Here is an 18,436-nt window from a genome sequence, read left to right as displayed (position 1 = left end):
GATTTGAAATTAGAGGTGGATAAAAATTAAAAGGTTAACAAGTTACTTTACTATACTAATTTTAATAATATTTATTAGCTTTGTTTACCCACAATCTTTAAAAGCCACCCCTGAAATTTCTGCAGATGGAGCAGCACTTTTAGAATTAGACTCAGGTCGAATAATCTATGTCAAAAATCCTGACAAAGAACTTCCTATGGCGAGTACAACTAAAGTCATGACCGGCCTATTAGCTTTAGAAAATGAAGAGTTAGATTCTAAAGTGACCGCTAGTAAAGAGGCTTCAGAAGTGGTAGGCTCTTCGATTTACTTACAAGAAGATGAAGAATTATTAATGGAGGAAATGTTGTACGGTCTTATTTTAGAATCTGGAAATGATGCGGCTCATGCTATAGCTGAACATATTGCAGGTGACATACAGAATTTTAATAGGTTAATGAATGAAAAAGCAAGGGAGCTAGGTGCAACCTCAACAAAATTTCAAAACCCTCATGGCCTTCCGGCCAAAAATCATTTTACTACTGCTAAAGACCTACTAAAGATTACAGAAGAAGCCTTAACAGATCCTGTCTTTTCTAGGGTAGTAGCAACAAAAAGAAAGATTATTCCTGGTCCTGATGAAGAAGTTCGTTTTAGATTTTTGAGAAATACAAATAAGCTTTTTGGCAAATACCCAGGTACAGATGGGGTTAAGACAGGTTGGACAGAAAAAGCTGGAAGGTGTCTTGTTTTTTCTGCATCAAAAGACGGTACTAGACTAGTAGGAACATTGCTAAATGCACCTAAAATGTATGAAGATGCCAGTAAGATTCTGGATTGGGGTTTTTCTGAATATAATCAAGTTACATTATTTGAAGAAGGACAGCACATAGAAGAACTTCAAGTAGATGGCAATGAAAAAGAGAAAGTAAGATTGATTACAAAAGACAAAGTTACACTACCTTTACGTGAAAGAGAAAAAAGTAAAATTAGCTATATACTGAAGCCAAAGGAAAATATTGAAGCTCCAATTTATACTGAAGATTATATTGGAAATTTAGAGGTAACTATCGATGGACAAAAAGTATCAGAAGTTAAACTAGTTGCTGAAAATGATATAGAAGTCAAAGGTTTTTGGAACAGGATTTTAAGTTTCTTCGGAAGATAATTATTTAATTAGATATTGATTCAATTGAAAAAGTCTATTCACATAAGTATAGCGTTTTTAATTGATACATCTAAGATTCGCCAGTAGTCGAAATACGGCTTCCTAATTTATGAACTCCTCCTGATTCAATAAGCTAATGACATCGGCGTCATTAGGCCGTATTTTTCCTGCTTTTTAATCAAGATGTATTGCAATCAAAAACAAAACTTTCAAAAACAAAACTTTGTTCATATGACTTTTTGTAGTTGAATCAAAATTTACTTATGGTATGAGTGACGGGGGAGAGGGGGAAATCTTTTGGTTAACTATATCTGGCTATTCTTTATAGTTGGTGGTATTTTATTTTCCCTTTTTAATGGAAATATTGATGATGTAACAAACGCTTTATTTAATTCTGCAGATGAAGCGGTCAACCTTTCGATAGGGCTTATTAGTATTATGAGCTTTTGGTTAGGAATAATGAAAATAATTGAGAAGTCAGGCCTAATCAGGGTTATAAATAAGATATTAACCCCAATAGCTAAATTTCTTTTTCCTGATGTACCAAAAGACCATCCAGCTATGAATGCTATACTTATGAATATGAGTGCAAATCTTCTTGGAATGGGCAATGCGGCAACTCCTTTTGGAATTAAAGCAATGCAAAACTTACAGGAGTTAAATGATAAAAAAGATAGAGCAACAGATTCTATGTGTACGTTTTTGGCGATTAATACATCAAGTATTACTTTGATTCCGACGACAGTTTTAGGAATAAGAGCTGCGGCAGGTAGTCAAGAACCAACAGAAATTGTTGGGACTACTCTTATCGCTACACTTTGTTCTGCAATTGCGGCCATTTCTGCTGATAAAGTTGCTAGAAAGTTTAGCAAATAAATAAAATTAAAGAAAATATTTTGAGGGGAGCCTTTAAATGACTGATTTGGTTACACTAATTTCTAAATGGGCAATACCCTTTTTAATAGTTGTGACTCTAATTTATGGTCAAATCAAAAATGTAGATGTGTTTGATACCTTTGTTGAGGGTGCAAAGGATGGATTTGATACTTCTATAAAACTAATTCCTTTTCTAGTAGCAATGATGTGTGCGCTAGGTATTTTTAGAGCAAGTGGTGCCATGGAATTTATTTTGTCATTCATTGAACCTATCCTGACAGCATTTTATATTCCCTCTGATATTATACCAATGGCTTTGATGCGGCCAATTTCAGGCTCTAGTACTTTTGCTATGATGACTGAGATCTTTCAAACCCATGGACCGGATTCTTTTGTTGGCAGATTAGCTTCTACAATGCAGGGAAGTACTGATACTACATTTTACGTTTTGACAGTGTATTTTGGCTCCGTAGGGATAAAGAAATCTCGACATGCCCTTGCCATCGGATTGATCGGTGACTTAACCGGCTTTGTTTCAGCGTTGATAATTTGTACACTGGTTTTTGGTTAACAAAATATATATAAAAATAATGCAAACAAAAACTAAATTATGGTATTATAAATAAACCATAATAGTTGATTCTGGTACAAAAAGTCATATGAACAAAATTTTGTTTTTAATTGCAATACATCTTGATGAGAAAGCAGGAGAAATAAGGTCTAATGACAGGAGGTCATTAGCTAATTGAACTCAGGAGGAGTTCTCGATTAGGTAGCCTTATTTCAACTGCTGACAAATCTTAGATGTATCAATTAAAAATATTATACTTATGTGAATAAACTTTTTGTACCAGAATCAATAGTTGAATTTCTAGGAGGGAACATGATTATGGGAACTATTGAAAAAAGATTAAAAGAATTAAATTACACATTACCTGAGCCACCAAAACCAGTAGCAAGTTATATTCCTGTCATTAGAAGTGGAAATTTAGTTTTTACAGCGGGACAGATAGCCCTTGAAGGAAATAAGTTGAAATATGAAGGAAAAGTTGGTCAAGATTTAACCTTAGAACAGGGTTATGAAGCAGCAAAATTGTGTGTGTTAAACTGTTTAAGTGTTATCAAGGATGAAGTAGGTGACTTAAAACGGATTAAAAAGATTGTAAAAGTAACTGGATATGTTAGCAGTTCAGATAATTTTAATGAGCAGCCCAAAGTGTTGAATGGAGCAAGTGAGCTGCTAGGAGAAATATTTTATGACAAGGGTAAACATGTAAGGTCTGCTGTAGGAGTGAATGAACTTCCATTAAACTCTGCAGTAGAAGTTGAGATGATTGTAGAGGTGAGAGATTAATAATATAAACTGGGAGGGGGGCGCCATTTCATTAATCCACAGGTGAGCCTCGGTTTGGTACACTATGCTTATTTACTTACTGTAATAGCAGTGTTTATATTTTTATTACTTAAGAAGCAGATAATTTTTGTTACAATTAGTGGAACTTTTTTTATTGGATTAATATTTCATGAGTTTTCAGTTATTGGTGGTTTGCAGACAGTTTTCTTTTCAATGGTTGTTACAGGAAAAGAACTATTTGATATTGTTATACTTATAAGTGTAATGGTAGCATTGTTGGAAGCGTTAAAATCTGTGAATGCTGACAATTATATGGTGGCGCCATTTAAAATATTTTTCATTAACCCTAAAATATCATTTTGGGTTCTTGGGTTAATGATGTACTTTTTGTCTCTTGTATTTTGGCCAACTCCTGCCACTGCTCTTGTTGCATCTGTATTAGCTCCTGCTGCAATTAAATCAGGATTATCTCCCCTGGCAGCTGCTGTAAGCATTAACCTCTTAGGTCATGGTATGGCTTTAAGTGGAGATTTTATCCTGCAGGCAACATCAGGGCTGAGTGAAAAAGCAGCGGGCCTTGAGCGGGGAGCGATAAATCAGGAAGTATTAGTACTATCTCTTGTAACAGGAATAATTGCCATTACAACTTCTTATTTTAGATTGAATGATAGATTAGAAGTTAAAGACTTTAAAACATTAAAAGAAATTAGTGATGGTCCATCAAAAACAGATAACAATTATTTAAGCGGTAAAATTATGGCAGCTTTAGTAATGATTTCATTTTTATTCACAATCTTTCTATTAGCTAAATATGATTTAAAAGGTGAGGAAGCCTCCTCTCTTCTTGGTGGCCTCGCAATTTCTTTAGTTTTTCTGGCTTCTTGTTTTAATAGAGAAAAAGATACTGTTAAGTTTGCAGCAGAGTATTTGAAAAAAGGTTTTGTTTTTGCTATAAAAATTTTTAGTCCGGTGATCCCTATTGCGGGATTTTTCTTTTTGGGGTCTGGTAAAGGCGAGATGATTTTAGGTGAAACAGCTTCTCCGATTCTTTTAGACATAGCAAAGTATTACATGGATATAATTCCTTCACATCCTATATTTTTAGCTTTTGCGAACATGTTTGTTGGGATTGTATCGGGACTAGATGGTTCGGGTTTTTCTGGTCTTTCATTGACGGCAAACTTAGCAAAAGCCCTTGCTGAAGGCACTGGACTTCCTGTTGAGCCATTAATAGCAATAGGGCAAATGGGGTCTGTTTGGTGCGGGGGTGGTACGATTATATCATGGTCTTTTGGCCTTTTAACAACTGCTGGACTTTTAAATGTTGACCCTGCCCAGCTTGCAAAAGAAAATTTTTTCCCTGTATTAATAGGGCTAACTATTGCTACAATAACTAGTGTTATTTTGATGTTGACGTGATTATAAAGATTCGTGGTAAAATTATTGTAATGATAAAAGGAGGAATATCTATGAAAATTGGACTGATAGGTATTGGCAGATTAGGATCGCAGATTGCAAAATATCTTCTGCTCGCTCAAAAAGAAATTTTAGCTTATCACCAAGACAAAGAAAAAGCTGAAAATTTTTGTAGAGAATATGATTATTACGGCAAAATTGAGCCGACAAATGATATAAAAGAAATTAGTAATACTGATGTTGTTATTCTTACACTTCCTTCAGAGGTAACCTTAGATGTGGCTAGGACACTAAAAAAAGTATTAAAGAAAGATCAGTGGGTGATTAATACTGCTACTGAAGTTTATTTGACAGAACTTAAGTCAGAGTTGTCTAAGGAAAGTATTGTGGCTGCCAAAATTATTGGGAATGCTTATGAGATAGAAAAAGGTGAAAAACCTGGGATTGTTTTGGATGGCCATAATGAAAAGTTAGTAGAAAAAAGCGTAAATCTCTTTTCTAACCTTGGCTATGCTATTAAGGGTGATGAAAAAGATGTTTCCAAAATAAATAAGATCGGAGCTATTGAAGCAATTAGAACGGTACTTCGTATAGAAAAAAGGCTTGATGAAAATAACATAGAATTAGACGATGAAATGTATAATGCTTTTTTGAATAATGTTGTAGCGGGAACAGTTAAAACTTATTCAATGGGAAATATAGGGCCATTCTTAGAGAAGGTTATTACCCAACTAAAAAAAGAAACTTTAAGATGAAGGGATGAAATGTGCTTTGCGGTTACAAAAGTTCATAGCTCACGCAGGTGTTGCGTCAAGAAGAAAGGCAGAAGAACTTATTACATCTAAAAGAGTAAAAGTAAACAATGAAATTATAACTGAACTTGGCACAAAGATTAATCCGGATACTGATAGAGTTTATGTTGACGGAGATGAAATTAAAATAGAATTTGAAAATGTTTATTATATTCTTAACAAACCAAAAGGATATGTTACAACTGTTAAGGATGAAAAAAACAGGCCTACTGTTTTAGAACTTGTAGATACAGACAAAAGAATTTATCCGGTGGGTAGACTTGATCTTAATTCACGTGGCCTTTTGATGTTAACTAATGATGGGAAATTAGCACATAGATTAACCCATCCTAGATATAAAGTAAATAAGACATATAAGGTAATGGTTAAAGGAAAAATACCACAAAGTGTTGTTAATACACTATCAGATGGCATTATGCTAGAAGATGGATTTGCAAAACCTTTAAAAGTCGAATTGTTAACGGTAAAAAATGACGAAACTCTAATAGAAATGGTTCTTGGTGAAGGACGAAAGAGACAGGTAAGACGAATGTTTAAAGAAGTAGGATATCCAGTAGTTGATTTAGTTAGGACAAGGCTTGGGAATTTGTATCTAAAAGGATTACCTGAGGGGAAATTTAGACAGTTAACAAAAAATGAGTTGAATAAATTAAAAAAATTGATAAACTTAAAATAGTGGTGATAACGAATTTAGGTGAATAATTTTGGAAATAATGTCGTTTGACTGCAATAATTATACAACTTTGGATGGTGACTAAAAATGATGGAAGAAAGAAGAGAAGGTGAAAAAGTTTTGAGGTGTAAGCTTCGCCTGGATTTTTTAGGATTAGCAAAGCCTGCTAAATTCTTTTTTGGTGGGAAAGATTCCATTGAAGTTGCAGAGGAAGCAAGGGAAAAGCAGCTGATGGTATGGGAAAACATTCCTATGCAGGGCGTTGAAATAGAAAATATTGAACAAAAAGAACCTTATACTATTTTCGAAGAAGTTTATAACGAAGAAGCTGCCTATGCTCCTGTTGAAATTGTTGTATCAGCTGACTCGTGTGAATCTATCTTACCGTTTATTTTAAAGCCTGAATTAAGAAAAATAGAAGTTTATGATCCAGAATCTGCCAATTTCAGCAAGATTGGTTTAGAGAGGTTTTTTATAAAAATAAATGAAGAACTTCATAAACAAATAGATAAACTGAGAAAACAAATGGAATCATAATAGTAATTTTTTAGGGAGAAGAGCTGTTGTCTCTGGGAGGTGCCTAATCAAATGCAAGGACGTGTTTATGCTGTTAGAGGTGCAACTACTGTTGATGAAAACACTATAGAAGCTATTTCTGAAAGTACGAAAGAGCTTTTGACAGAAATTTGTAAACAGAATAATATAAAAGATGAAAGTCAGTTAATAAGTGCTTTTTTTACCTCGACAAGTGATTTGGATGCAGATTTTCCGGCTAAAGCTGCAAGGCTCATGGGATGGACAAGTGTTCCTTTGTTGTGTGCAAGAGAACTTGAAATTGTCGGTGCTATGAATTCATGCATTAGGGTGTTAATTCATTTTCATGATAATAACGAGGATAAAGAGGTTAAACATATATATCTAAAAGAAGCTAAAAAGCTAAGGCCTGACCTTGAATAGACTTTTTGCACCAGTATCGAAGTTAAAATGTTAGTTAAGTTGCAGGATAAATTTGTGTAAATGTCGAAATCGGGATGAGTCAAATGACATATGACATAGGCGTTTGACATAGTTGTTTTTTGGAGGTGGCAAATAAAATGCAAACCGGGTTTATAGTAGCTATAGATGGGCCAGCGGGTGCTGGTAAAAGTACTGTTGCCAAAATGTCTGCTTTTAGATTGAAATTTAATTATTTAGATACAGGTGCTATGTATAGAGCGCTTGCTTGGTTTGCTTTGCAAAAGAATATAAACCTTGAAGATAGTGACAGCCTTAAAGAATTAATAAATGATTTTGATATTGATATAAAAACAGACTCTAAAGGCAATAGTGAACTTTTTTTGGATGGTAAGGATATAACCGAAGAAGTTCGCCGGCCTGAGATATCCCAGGCCGTTTCTTATGTGGCAAATGATATAAGTGTGAGATATTATATGGTAGATAAGCAAAGAGAACTAGCTAAAGGCAAAGAATGTATTTTGGAAGGCAGAGATATAGGCACTTATGTTTTTCCAGATGCGGATATGAAGATTTTTTTGACTGCATCTATAGAAGAAAGGGCAAAAAGGCGTCTTAATGAGCTAAAGGAAAAGGGATATGAAATAGAATTTGGTGATTTAAAAAAAGAAATAGAAGATAGAGATAATAAAGATAAAAATAGAGAGGTTGGTGCACTAAAGAAAGCAAAAGACGCAGTAGAAGTTGACACTACAGATCTTTCGTTGAACGAAGTTGTAAATAAGATTGTTGATATTGTAAACCAAAGATATAAAGAAAAAGTACAGGGTGGTTAAAATGGGTTTATTCTACCGTGTTGTGCAGTTTATATTGAGGGTATTAATAAAATTTTTTTTTAGAATTGAAATAGAAGGCAAAGAGTATCTGCCAACAAAAGGACCTGCAATATTATGTTCGAATCATACTAGTGTTTTTGATCCTATTGTATTAGGTTGTATTGTTAATCCAAGGGTTTCTTTTATGGCAAAAGAAGAACTTTTTAAGATTCCGCTCTTAAATATAATAATTAGAAAATTAGGTGCTTTACCGGTTAGAAGAGGTCAGGGAGATAGAAAAGCTATTAAAGATGCACTTAGAAGACTAAAAGAAGGAGGAGTTTTTGGTCTTTTTCCCGAAGGTACAAGAAATAAAGAAAGAAGAAAAGACATAAAACCGCTAAAAGGAGTGGGATTTATAGCTGCAAAAAGTAAAGCTATGGTATATCCAATAACTATTCAAGGTGAATACAAGCCTTTTAGTAAAGTCAGGGTTATAGCGCACAAGCCTATGGTATATGATAAAAAAGAATATGAAAATAAATTTAATGACCCAATTTTGGGATTTACAGAGGAGATAATGGCTTCAATTTATGAAGATTTATAGATTAGAGGTGGTACTGTAGTGGAGGTGATAATTGCTGAGAAGGCCGGGTTTTGTCAGGGGGTAAAAAGTGCACTAGACAAAACATATAATCAGGTAGAAAACGATAATACAGTTTTCACTTATGGTCCTCTTGTACATAATAAACAGGTGGTAGATGACCTAAAATCAAAAGGTGTTAAAACAATAGAAGAGATAGATGATCTAGAACCAGGGAGCAGTTTAGTGATAAGAAGCCATGGAGTAGGCCCGGAAGTTTTTAGAGAGGCAAAAGAAAAGAATATCGAAATCATTGATGCTACATGTCCTTTTGTAAAAAAAGTACAAAAGAAAGCGAATGAATTATATAATAAAGGCTACCAAGTATTTATTATTGGCGACCCAAATCATCCGGAGGTAAGTGCTATACATAAATGGACATACAAAAAGGGAATAATTATTAATCATAAGGAAATAGCTAAATGGATTAAGGTGAGAAACAAATCCGCTATAGTGTGTCAAACAACATTTAGAAAATTTGATTTTAACCAAATTGTAAGTGCCTTAAAAGATAAAAACCCTGCTATTCAAGTCAATGAAACAATTTGTGATGCAACCTCTGTAAGGCAAGAATCTGCAAGAATACTAGCTAGAGAAGTTGATATAATGATTGTAATTGGTGGGTATAACAGTTCTAACACACGAAAATTAAAAGAATTATCTTTAAAAGAAGGTGTCCAAACTTACCATATTGAGAAAGCTAATGACATAAATCCAAAGTGGTTTATAAATAGCAATAAAATTGGACTTACTGCAGGAGCATCAACACCGGATTGGATAATAAAGGAGGTTATTGACAAAATGAGTGAGTATCAAAATGAACAAGCTAAAGACAAGCTTGAAAATAATAGCTTTGAAAAAGACCAGCTTGTAGATGGTGAGATTGTCAAAATACTAGATACTAAAGCATTTGTAGATATTGGTCACAAAAAAGAAGCTATCCTACCCCATTCTGAAGTTTATACTAAACCTGATGAAAGTTTAAATGATATCTTTAATGAAGGCGAAAAAATAGAAGCCAAAATATTAAAAATTGAAACTTCAAGAGATGAGGGTGAAGAGGAAGAGGAAACTGTTATCATATCTAAAAAACTAGTAGAAAAAGAAAAAGTATGGGAATGGCTTGAAAAGATTTATGAAAATGGAGAAATTATTGAATCGGAAGTTGTTGAAGAAGTAAAGGGAGGTTTGATTGTTTATTTAAATGGTTTGAGGGGTTTTATACCGGCCTCTTTAGTTGAAAGGTTTTATGTGCCTGACTTGAGCCAGTATGTTGGGAAGACTTTGAGATTAAAGGTGATTGAACTGGACAGATCGAGAAATAAGGTGCTTTTAAGTCATAAAGATGTGCTAGATGAAGAGTATGAACAAAAAAAGCGCGAAGTTTTGGACAAAATTGAAGAAGATTCTATTATTGAAGGAGAAGTAAAAAGAGTAACAGACTTTGGAGCTTTTATAGATGTAGGTGGCATTGATGGTCTTTGTCATATTTCTGAGATCTCCTTTGACAGGGTTGAACATCCTACAGATGTATTACAGGTTGGAGACAAAGTAAAAGTTAAAGTTTTAAATGTGGATAAGGAAAAAGAAAAAATTGCACTTAGCCTGAAAAAAGCTATGCCAGATCCCTGGGAAAAAGTTTCAGAAGAATTTAACCCAGGCGATATTGTAGAAGGTAAAGTTACAAGAACAGTTGATTTTGGTGCTTTTATTGAAGTGATGTCTGGAGTAGAAGGACTTTGTCATATATCTCAACTAGCCCATGAACACGTTGCAAAAACAGAAGATGTAGTTAAAGAAGGCGATAAGATTAAAGTAAAGATTTTGGATATTAATTTAGAACAAAAAAGAGTTAGCTTAAGTTTAAAAGAGGTAAATCCACTAGAAAAAAATGAACCTAAAGAACAAAAGAATAACAAAGCAGATGAAGACAAGATCGAAGAAGACGATGGAAGTGTAAAATTAGGAGAAGTTTTTGGAAATGTTTTGAAAGAATTTAAAGAAGATGATGATAAATAGTATGGGAAAATAATGACTTGTTGGTGAGGTTTTATATGAGTAGAAAAGAAAGGAAGACAGAGCACTTACAGCTGGCACTGGAACAAAGGGATAACAAAAATGTTTTTAAAGATGTTCAGATTTTAGGGAACTCTATCTCAGAGATAGATCTTGACGAGATATGTTATAAGACTAGAGTAGCTAATATACAACTAGAAACACCATTTATTTTCAATGCGATCACTGGTGGTAACAAAAGTAGTTACTGGATAAATCAAAACCTTGCTTTGGTAGCTCGGGAATTAGGCTTTTCTATGGCTGTAGGTAGTCAAAAAGCTGCTTTAGAAGATTCGAGCGTAAGTTATACCTTTGAAGTTGTTAGAGAAGTTAACCCTGAGGGTATAATTTTTGCAAACCTGGGTGCATATGCTAGCCCCGATGATGCCAAAGAGGCTGTTAAGATGATTGATGCAGATGCGATACAAATCCATCTAAACTTTGCTCAAGAACTGGTGATGGCGGAAGGAGATAAAAAATTTAAAGGCTATTTAAAAAATATAAGTGACATTGTTGATTCACTATCAGTACCTGTTATTGTTAAAGAAGTTGGTCAGGGAATAGCGGGTAGAGAAGCTAAAAAGTTGATTGATCTTGGTGTTTCTGCTATAGATATTGGAGGCTACGGTGGGACTAATTTTATAGAAATAGAGAATAGTAGAAGAAAAGAAGATTATTTTTATGATTTAGAAGGATGGGGAATTCCAACCCCCAAATCATTATTAGAAGTTTTAGCTGTGAATCCAAAAGATACTATTGCTTCTGGAGGGATAGCTTCATCATTAGATGCTTTTAAGGCGATGGTTTTAGGTGCCAAAGCTATTGCTATTGCGGGTTACCCTTTAAGAATATTGATGAAAAATGGAAGAGAAGCTTTAATAAAAGAGTTAAGTTCCTGGCTTTTACAGTTGAAATATTATTATCTTTTGGCAGGAGTTAAAGAAACAGATGAATTGACTAAAGTTTCAGCAGTTATAGAAGGTGAGTTAAATAATTTTGCCAGAGAAAGAGGAATTAATACCAAATGTTATACAGTGAGAAATGACGCGCTTTAAGGCGCGTTTTTTATATTTCTAAAATTTTTGCTCTGTTATAGTTCATTGTTGGTGCCTCTCATATCACAATAAATATCAACAATGAACTATTCAATTTTATTTTTGTTTTTAAGTATAAATTCTACTGGCATGAAACATTATAAAAATGCCACATAACTTAAAGAGGTGATAATAATGCCAGTAGGTTTAGTGATTTTATTAGTTGTTTCTGCTTTAGTATTTTTTGGAGTGTTTCAAAGAGTTTTGGACAGAATGGGATTAACTGATACAACTGCACTGATATTTATTGCTGCAATTTTAATAGGGAGTTATTTGCCTGATATACCCCTTGGTGATAATTTTGCAATAAATATTGGTGGTGCAATTATTCCCATTGCTTTAGCTATTTATTTAATAAGTAAGGCAGGGACTTGGATGGAAAGATGGAGAGCGATTATTGCGTCAATTGTAACTGCTATTTTGGTAGTTGGTGTTATGAGATTAGTTCCTTTGGAACCAACTTATGGAGGTATAATTGATCCAACTTTATTACTTGGTTTGATTGCAGGGATAGTAGCGTATCTTGCTGGTAGGTCTAGGCGCTCTGCATTTGTTGCAGGGATAATGGGAATAGTTTTGAGTGATCTTTACACTAGATTGGAAGTATTGGCCCAGGGAGTTAGAGGTACAACAATTATAGGAGGAGCAGGAATATTTGATGCAGTGATTTTGTCCGGAGTGGTTGCTGTCTTACTAGCAGAAACCGTAGGGGAAATTCGCGAAAGAATAGAAGGAGGCCCAAAAAAAGACAGGCCAGTTTCATTAAAGAAAAATTTGACCCAAACCGAGTTTGGTAAAGAGTTATATGTATCTGTAAACGAAAAAGCAAAATTGGACAAAATAAAAGAAGATAAAGAAGAAAGTGAATCTAAAGCCAGGGAGAGTGATCACCATGACGAGTAAAAATTTGTTTTTAAAAACTGGCTATATTTGTTTGGTTTTCTTTATAATAGCTTCAATGTTTTTGCCAAAAGGTGTTTGGGCAGAAGAAAATGATGAAATTAATGAAGAAGGTCTCTATGAAAGAACAGATGGATATTACAAGATGGTAGATGAAGACGATGATATACTTATGAAAACCGGAAGAATATTAAATACAGGAAACAAATATTTGAATCAGGATAATGAACTATATAAAGTTGTAGATATTGAAGACGATGTAGCAAGGGCAGAGTTTGTAGAGGAAGTTGATTTAGACGCCACGGAAGCAAAAGTGACGGCTGATGAAAGCCTTGAAGCAAGAAAAGCACTTCAAAATGATGAAAGAACAATTGGGCTTTATCATTCCCATGGTGCAGAAAGCTATGTGCCAAGTGATGGTGAAGAAAGCATAGATGAAGGTGGAGGTATAATCCAGGTTGGGATGACTCTAAGAGACAGCCTAGAGGGAAGAAATATTAATGCAATATGGAGTGACGAGACCCATGTCCCTCATGATGCAGGAGCTTATTCAAGATCAAGAAGGACTGTAGAAGAATTAATGCAGCAGAATCCTGATGCTTTAATTGATATCCACAGGGATGCGGCTCCACGAGAAGAGTATAAAGTAGATTTAGGTTTTGATGAAGTAGTTCACACACTATTGGTGGTAGGACAGCAGCAGCCTAACTTTGAAGAGAACAAAGCTTTTGCAGAAAGTATTAAAGCAACAGGAGATGAGATGTATGATGGTTTTATTAAGGGTATATTATATGCTGATGGAAGCTACAATCAAGACTTACATCCACGAAATATTTTAATAGAACTTGGAGGACATGAAAACACCAGGGAAAGTGCACAGGCTTCTGCCTCATTATTTGCTGGTGTGCTGAATGAAACTTTATACGGTGGAGAAGAAGGGGCAGGTGCAGGACCAGCAGATCAAATAGTAGATGGCGAAGGCGGTGTTGCTGGAAGAGTAGCTCGGTCGGTAGTATGGATAATTGGGCTATTGATTATAGCGGTTGGAATTTTCTTGGCAATAAACTATAAAAATTTAGACCAGGTAAAAGAAAGATTAAAACATTTTTTTACAAAAGAGTTTTCAAATTTCTTAGGTCCCCAAAATTCAAATCGCGATAAAAATCAAGGTGAAGATGAAAATAAAGAAGATAAAGATAAAAATGAATAAAAGAATGGGGTAGGTTCTAATGAATATAAATTTTGCCTCCATGGTTGCAGGAATTGTAGTTGGTACTATTATCAGGGGTATAATGTTAAGGTCTGATTATAGAATATACCCCTCCTATCCCCATGGTATCATAACACATCTCTCCCTTGGTTTTATTGCTTCTTTTCTTGGAGGTGTAGCAATACCTGCCCTTGCTAGTGAAGAATATACAGCAGCTACTTTTTTGGCTTTGGCGGCTCAACAATTTAGAGAGATTAGAAGTATGGAGAGAGAAACCCTCCAAAATATTGAAGAGTCAGAGATGGTACCCAGGGGTCTTGAGTACATAGAAGCTATTGCAAGAATATTTGAGGCAAGAAATTATCTTGCGATTTTAGTTGCGTTATTTACTAGTGGAGTGGTGTATTTTACTAATAACTTATTATTATCAGTACTTGGTCTGTTTTTTATAATTCCTGCTAATAAAATCTTTATGAGAGGTCGTAAAGTTGGTGATATTGCAGAAATAAAAGGCGGAGAAATTAACTTTCTTAATTCGGATCTTTATGTTGATGATGTTTTTTTAATGAATATTGGTCATCCACAACATAGAGAGATTATCAGAGAAAAAGGTTTAGGTGTGATTATTGAACCTAAAAATGACAACTCAAGGGCGACTTTAACAAACAGAGGTCAGAGGTTAGCAATTTCTCATGATGCTGCAGGAATGCTAGGAATATACAAAGATGTGGATACTCCGCAGTTTACACCACTTATAAGAAGAGATTTAAAAACAGGCCAGCTAGGAATGGTAATAGTCCCTATTGAAAGAGATATGGAAAATCTTATCGAAGCAATTAAGTATGTTCCTGTTCTAGAAAGTTCGATTAGGAAACCTTTAAGCTCTAGACCGGGTAAAAGGGCAGCAGAGAAAAATATTCAATCAAAGTAAAAGATGGAATGAAAAGGGGAAAAGCATTGAAAAAACTTGAATCTCCTGAGTTAAAGGCAGCAGTAACTTATAAAAAAGAAAGCATCACAGGAGCTATCCCGATTTTTAGAGCAGAAAATGAGCTAAATGCTGAAGAAATAGCTGAAAGACTAGGGAAAATATTACAAGGGGTAGTTCATTATATAGGGAATGGAATCTATGTTATAGTTAAGCATTAGTATCTATAATTAGCCGGTGTACAAGCTAGAAAGGATATATCAAATGAAAATAATATATCACTGTTACGGAGGAACTCACACTTCAATTCTGGCTGCTTCTATACATGTTGGCAAACTTAATAAAGAAAAATTACCAGATAATAAAGAAATAAATGAATTAAAATATTTTGATGATGTTTCTCCAAAGGATTATGGTAAAATTCATTTTGTTGGCATGGACGAATTAGGAAATGAAATATATTCCTGTGGTATGAAAAAATGTGCTTCTATAGTAAAAAAAGCTTTGAAAGATATCTTGAAAATTTATAACTTACAAACCGAGGAAATTTATTTTATTAATACATTAGGCCTAGTAACATTTAGTATTAGAATAGGTGGTTTTTTGAGCAGACATTTGGGGTTAATAAGCTTAGGACGTCCTCTGGTTATATATGGGAGTAGGTCAAATTTTTATAAAATTGTTAATTTTGTAGATCAAGTAAAAGAAAATCTAACTAAGACAAAATCTTGACGATTACAAACCTTTGTAGGATAATCAAAAAAGTGATATTAATTACAATTGATTCTAACTGCATAAGTGTATTCACATGTTATAGTGTTTAAAAATAAGTGAGGAAGTGAAATTATGAAAGAACACACAGTAAAGAAAGTCTATCCCACAGGTATTGCAGATGAAATAGGTCTTGTGCCAGGGGACAAAATCATTAAAATAAATGATAACTACTTAAGTGATATACTTGATTATTATTATCATGTAAATGATGATTACTTAGAACTTCTAGTCAAAAAGAAGGAAAATAATGAAAATTGGTTAATTGAAATAGAAAAAGACTTTTATGAATATTTGGGAGTTGAATTCGAACTCCCTATCATGTCAGAACTAAAAAAGTGCAAAAACAAGTGTATCTTTTGTTTTGTTGATCAAATGCCGCCGGGCTTAAGAGAATCTTTATATTTTAAAGATGATGACTATAGGTTAAGTTTATTATCAGGTAATTATATTACTTTAACTAATTTAGATAAAGAAGAGACAAATAGGATAATTGAATATAAGATTTCGCCTTTATATATCTCTGTTCACAGTACAAATAGTGAATTAAGAAAAGAAATGATGAACAATAAAAATGCTGGTCTAATATATGAGCAGTTGAACTTATTAAAAGAATCAGGTATTGAAATGTATGGGCAGATAGTTTTATGCCCTGGTATTAATGATGGTAATGAGCTTTCTAAAACTTTAAATGACCTGTATAAATTATGGCCAGAATTTAAAAATGTTGCAATTGTTCCTGTAGGATTAACAGCCCATAGGGAGAAACTCTATCGTATTAATCCAGTTGATAAAGATAAGGCTAAAGAACTAATCGATCAGGTTCACAGCTTTCAAGAAAAAAGTAAGATAAATATTAATACAAGGTTTGCTTTTTTGGCTGATGAATTTTATATATTAGCTGGCGAAGAACTTCCATCTGTTGAGGAATACGAATATTTTTCACAACTTGAAAATGGAGTTGGTCTTATTAGAAAGTTCGAAAATGAGGTTTATGGTGCATTGGATAAAATTGATATAGATAATACTAAAAAGTCATATTTGGGTACGCCTACGATTGGAAGTTTAGTTACAGGGGTATCTTCAAAACCTTATTTAAGCAAAATGGTAAATTATATTACAGATAATTACTTAGATGTGAATATTAATGTTTATGGTATTGTTAATAATTATTTTGGGGAGAATGTTACAGTTAGCGGTCTTATAGCCGGAAGAGATATAATCAACCAGCTTCAGGGTAAAAATATTGGTAAGTATTTGTTTGTACCAGAAGTTATGTTAAAGGATGAGGGAAATGTTTTTCTTGATGATGTAACCATAGAAGATATAGAAAGTTCTTTAAGAACTAATGTTATAAAAGTTCCGGTACATGGAGAAGAATTTGTTAAAAACTTGAGTGATTTGATATATTAAGATGGACAAGGAGTGATTTTTCTGAAACCAATAGTAGCCTTGATTGGACGTCCAAATGTTGGGAAATCAGCCCTATTTAATAGATTGGTTGGAAGTTCAATAGCAGTTGTTGAAGACACCCCTGGTGTTACTAGGGATAGAATTTATGGTGAGGTAGAGTGGTCGGGGAAAGAATTTGTGCTAATTGATACAGGTGGGATAATTGAAAAAACCGATAACAGTATTATAAGCCAGGTTAGAGCGCAGGCAGAGCTTGCAATAGAAGAAGCAGATATAATTATTTTGGCATTAGATAGTATGACTGGACTTACAGAACATGATAAAGAAATAGCTAATATGCTGCGAGGGACGAATAAACCTGTGATTATGGCTGCAAATAAAAGCGAAAATATTAATAAAGCAAATTATTTTGAATTTTATTCTTTAGGATTTTCGGACATGATTCCAGTCTCTGCTATCCACGGTACTAATGTTGGGGATTTGCTTGATGAGATAATAAATAAATTTCCACTGCTTGAAGAACGAGAAGAAGAATATGAAGACGTGGTAACTATTTCTTTGTTAGGGAAGCCAAATGTAGGCAAATCTTCTCTAGTAAATAAAATTTTAAATGAAAATAGAATTATAGTAAGCGATGAACCGGGCACCACCAGAGATGCTATAGACACCAGGATAAAAATTGAGGAAGAAGAATTTATTTTTATTGATACCGCAGGGCTCAGAAAAAAAAGTAGAGTCAAACAGGGCATAGAAAAATTTAGTGTTCTTAGAAGTATTAAAGCTTTAGAAAGAAGTGATGTTTCCCTTTTGGTAATTGATGCTACCCAGGGGGTCACAGAACAGGATAAAAAAATAGCTCACTTGATAACTGATAGGGGAAGAGGACTTATTATTTTAGTTAATAAGTGGGATTTAATTGACAAAGATACAAAGACAGGCGATAGATTTTTAGAACAACTTAAATTTGAATTATCATTTGTAGATTTTGCACCAATTTTGTTTGTGTCTGCTGTTACAGGGAAAAACCTACAAAAATTATTAGATGTAATCAAAGTTACAGCTGAAAATCATAGTAAAAGAGTATCAACTCCTGATATAAATAATATTATTCATCAGAGTGTTTTAATGTATCCGCCACCATCTTTCAAAGGAAGAAGGTTAAGAATTTATTATGCTACTCAAACAAAAGTTAAGCCTCCTACTTTTTTATTATTTATTAATGATAAAGAACTGTTTAAAAATTCTTACAGAAAATACTTAATGGGAAGGATTAGAGAAAATTTTGATTTTGAAGGAACTCCAATACATATAAAAGAAAAAGAAAGAGAGCGAAGAGGCTAATAAAATGGGAATTTTAATTTAAGGTGAGGGGGGA

20 protein-coding genes are annotated in these 18,436 nt (G+C 33.8%); all 20 read left to right on the top strand.

The features are described from left to right. The first annotated feature begins 19 nt into the window (after positions 1–19). The 20 genes from ACONDI_RS07390 (at position 20) to der (ending at position 18,402) form a co-directional block, all read left to right on the top strand. Positions 20–1,147: a D-alanyl-D-alanine carboxypeptidase family protein gene (locus tag ACONDI_RS07390; protein WP_338086488.1), complete on the top strand. Its 1,128-nt coding sequence runs from the start codon at positions 20–22 to the stop codon at positions 1,145–1,147. A gap of 297 nt (positions 1,148–1,444) precedes the next feature. Beyond that, positions 1,445–2,023: a nucleoside recognition domain-containing protein gene (locus ACONDI_RS07385; RefSeq protein ID WP_241080825.1), complete on the top strand. Its 579-nt coding sequence runs from the start codon at positions 1,445–1,447 to the stop codon at positions 2,021–2,023. Positions 2,024–2,060: 37 nt separating this feature from the next. Continuing rightward, entirely contained in the window at positions 2,061–2,594 is a 534-nt protein-coding gene (locus ACONDI_RS07380) for a spore maturation protein (RefSeq protein ID WP_241080824.1), read from the top strand. A 318-nt stretch (positions 2,595–2,912) separates the two neighbouring features. After that, positions 2,913–3,377 carry a RidA family protein gene (locus ACONDI_RS07375; RefSeq protein ID WP_241080823.1) on the top strand — a complete coding sequence of 155 codons (465 nt, stop codon included), beginning with the start codon at positions 2,913–2,915 and terminating at the stop codon, positions 3,375–3,377. Between the two features lie 54 nt (positions 3,378–3,431). Then, complete coding sequence (locus ACONDI_RS07370) at positions 3,432–4,796, top strand: hypothetical protein (RefSeq protein ID WP_241080822.1); 1,365 nt, start codon at positions 3,432–3,434, stop codon at positions 4,794–4,796. Positions 4,797–4,846: 50 nt separating this feature from the next. Continuing rightward, positions 4,847–5,548, top strand: a complete 702-nt coding sequence (locus ACONDI_RS07365; RefSeq protein WP_241080821.1) for an NAD(P)-binding domain-containing protein — start codon at positions 4,847–4,849, stop codon at positions 5,546–5,548. A 16-nt stretch (positions 5,549–5,564) separates the two neighbouring features. Then, a complete protein-coding gene (locus ACONDI_RS07360; RefSeq protein ID WP_241080820.1) occupies positions 5,565–6,281 on the top strand; it encodes a pseudouridine synthase in 717 nt (238 codons plus the stop codon). A gap of 84 nt (positions 6,282–6,365) precedes the next feature. Beyond that, positions 6,366–6,815 (top strand): hypothetical protein, encoded by a 450-nt coding sequence (locus ACONDI_RS07355; protein ID WP_241080819.1) that lies wholly within the window; start codon positions 6,366–6,368, stop codon positions 6,813–6,815. A 51-nt stretch (positions 6,816–6,866) separates the two neighbouring features. Next, the gene (gene aroH / locus ACONDI_RS07350) at positions 6,867–7,235 is read left to right on the top strand and encodes a chorismate mutase (RefSeq protein WP_241080818.1); all 369 of its coding nucleotides are present in this window, start codon (positions 6,867–6,869) and stop codon (positions 7,233–7,235) included. A gap of 137 nt (positions 7,236–7,372) precedes the next feature. After that, on the top strand, positions 7,373–8,068 hold the full coding sequence (gene cmk / locus ACONDI_RS07345; RefSeq protein ID WP_241080817.1) for a (d)CMP kinase: 696 nt from the start codon (positions 7,373–7,375) through the stop codon (positions 8,066–8,068). Between the two features lies 1 nt (position 8,069). Then, a complete protein-coding gene (locus ACONDI_RS07340) occupies positions 8,070–8,654 on the top strand; it encodes a lysophospholipid acyltransferase family protein (protein WP_241080816.1) in 585 nt (194 codons plus the stop codon). An 18-nt stretch (positions 8,655–8,672) separates the two neighbouring features. Continuing rightward, on the top strand, positions 8,673–10,709 hold the full coding sequence (locus tag ACONDI_RS07335; protein WP_241080815.1) for a bifunctional 4-hydroxy-3-methylbut-2-enyl diphosphate reductase/30S ribosomal protein S1: 2,037 nt from the start codon (positions 8,673–8,675) through the stop codon (positions 10,707–10,709). A gap of 35 nt (positions 10,710–10,744) precedes the next feature. Further along, entirely contained in the window at positions 10,745–11,800 is a 1,056-nt protein-coding gene (gene fni / locus ACONDI_RS07330) for a type 2 isopentenyl-diphosphate Delta-isomerase (protein ID WP_241080814.1), read from the top strand. Positions 11,801–11,974: 174 nt separating this feature from the next. Continuing rightward, on the top strand, positions 11,975–12,742 hold the full coding sequence (locus ACONDI_RS07325) for a DUF1614 domain-containing protein (protein ID WP_241080813.1): 768 nt from the start codon (positions 11,975–11,977) through the stop codon (positions 12,740–12,742). Further along, on the top strand, positions 12,732–13,949 hold the full coding sequence (gene spoIIP / locus ACONDI_RS07320; protein ID WP_241080812.1) for a stage II sporulation protein P: 1,218 nt from the start codon (positions 12,732–12,734) through the stop codon (positions 13,947–13,949). The genes ACONDI_RS07325 and spoIIP overlap by 11 nt, the downstream gene beginning before the upstream one ends. A gap of 19 nt (positions 13,950–13,968) precedes the next feature. Beyond that, positions 13,969–14,880 (top strand): YIEGIA family protein, encoded by a 912-nt coding sequence (locus ACONDI_RS07315; protein WP_241080811.1) that lies wholly within the window; start codon positions 13,969–13,971, stop codon positions 14,878–14,880. Positions 14,881–14,906: 26 nt separating this feature from the next. Next, positions 14,907–15,098: a capping complex subunit for YIEGIA gene (locus tag ACONDI_RS07310; RefSeq protein ID WP_241080810.1), complete on the top strand. Its 192-nt coding sequence runs from the start codon at positions 14,907–14,909 to the stop codon at positions 15,096–15,098. A gap of 43 nt (positions 15,099–15,141) precedes the next feature. After that, positions 15,142–15,609: a DUF3189 family protein gene (locus tag ACONDI_RS07305; RefSeq protein ID WP_241080809.1), complete on the top strand. Its 468-nt coding sequence runs from the start codon at positions 15,142–15,144 to the stop codon at positions 15,607–15,609. A gap of 114 nt (positions 15,610–15,723) precedes the next feature. Then, positions 15,724–17,061: a DUF512 domain-containing protein gene (locus tag ACONDI_RS07300; protein ID WP_241080808.1), complete on the top strand. Its 1,338-nt coding sequence runs from the start codon at positions 15,724–15,726 to the stop codon at positions 17,059–17,061. 15 nt (positions 17,062–17,076) lie between these two features. Beyond that, entirely contained in the window at positions 17,077–18,402 is a 1,326-nt protein-coding gene (der, locus tag ACONDI_RS07295) for a ribosome biogenesis GTPase Der (RefSeq protein ID WP_241080941.1), read from the top strand. Positions 18,403–18,436 lie beyond the last annotated feature (34 nt).

Source organism: Natranaerofaba carboxydovora (assembly GCF_022539405.1).
GTDB classification, from domain to species: domain Bacteria; phylum Bacillota; class Natranaerobiia; order Natranaerobiales; family Natranaerofabaceae; genus Natranaerofaba; species Natranaerofaba carboxydovora.
This window is presented reverse-complemented; position numbering and strand designations above follow the sequence as displayed.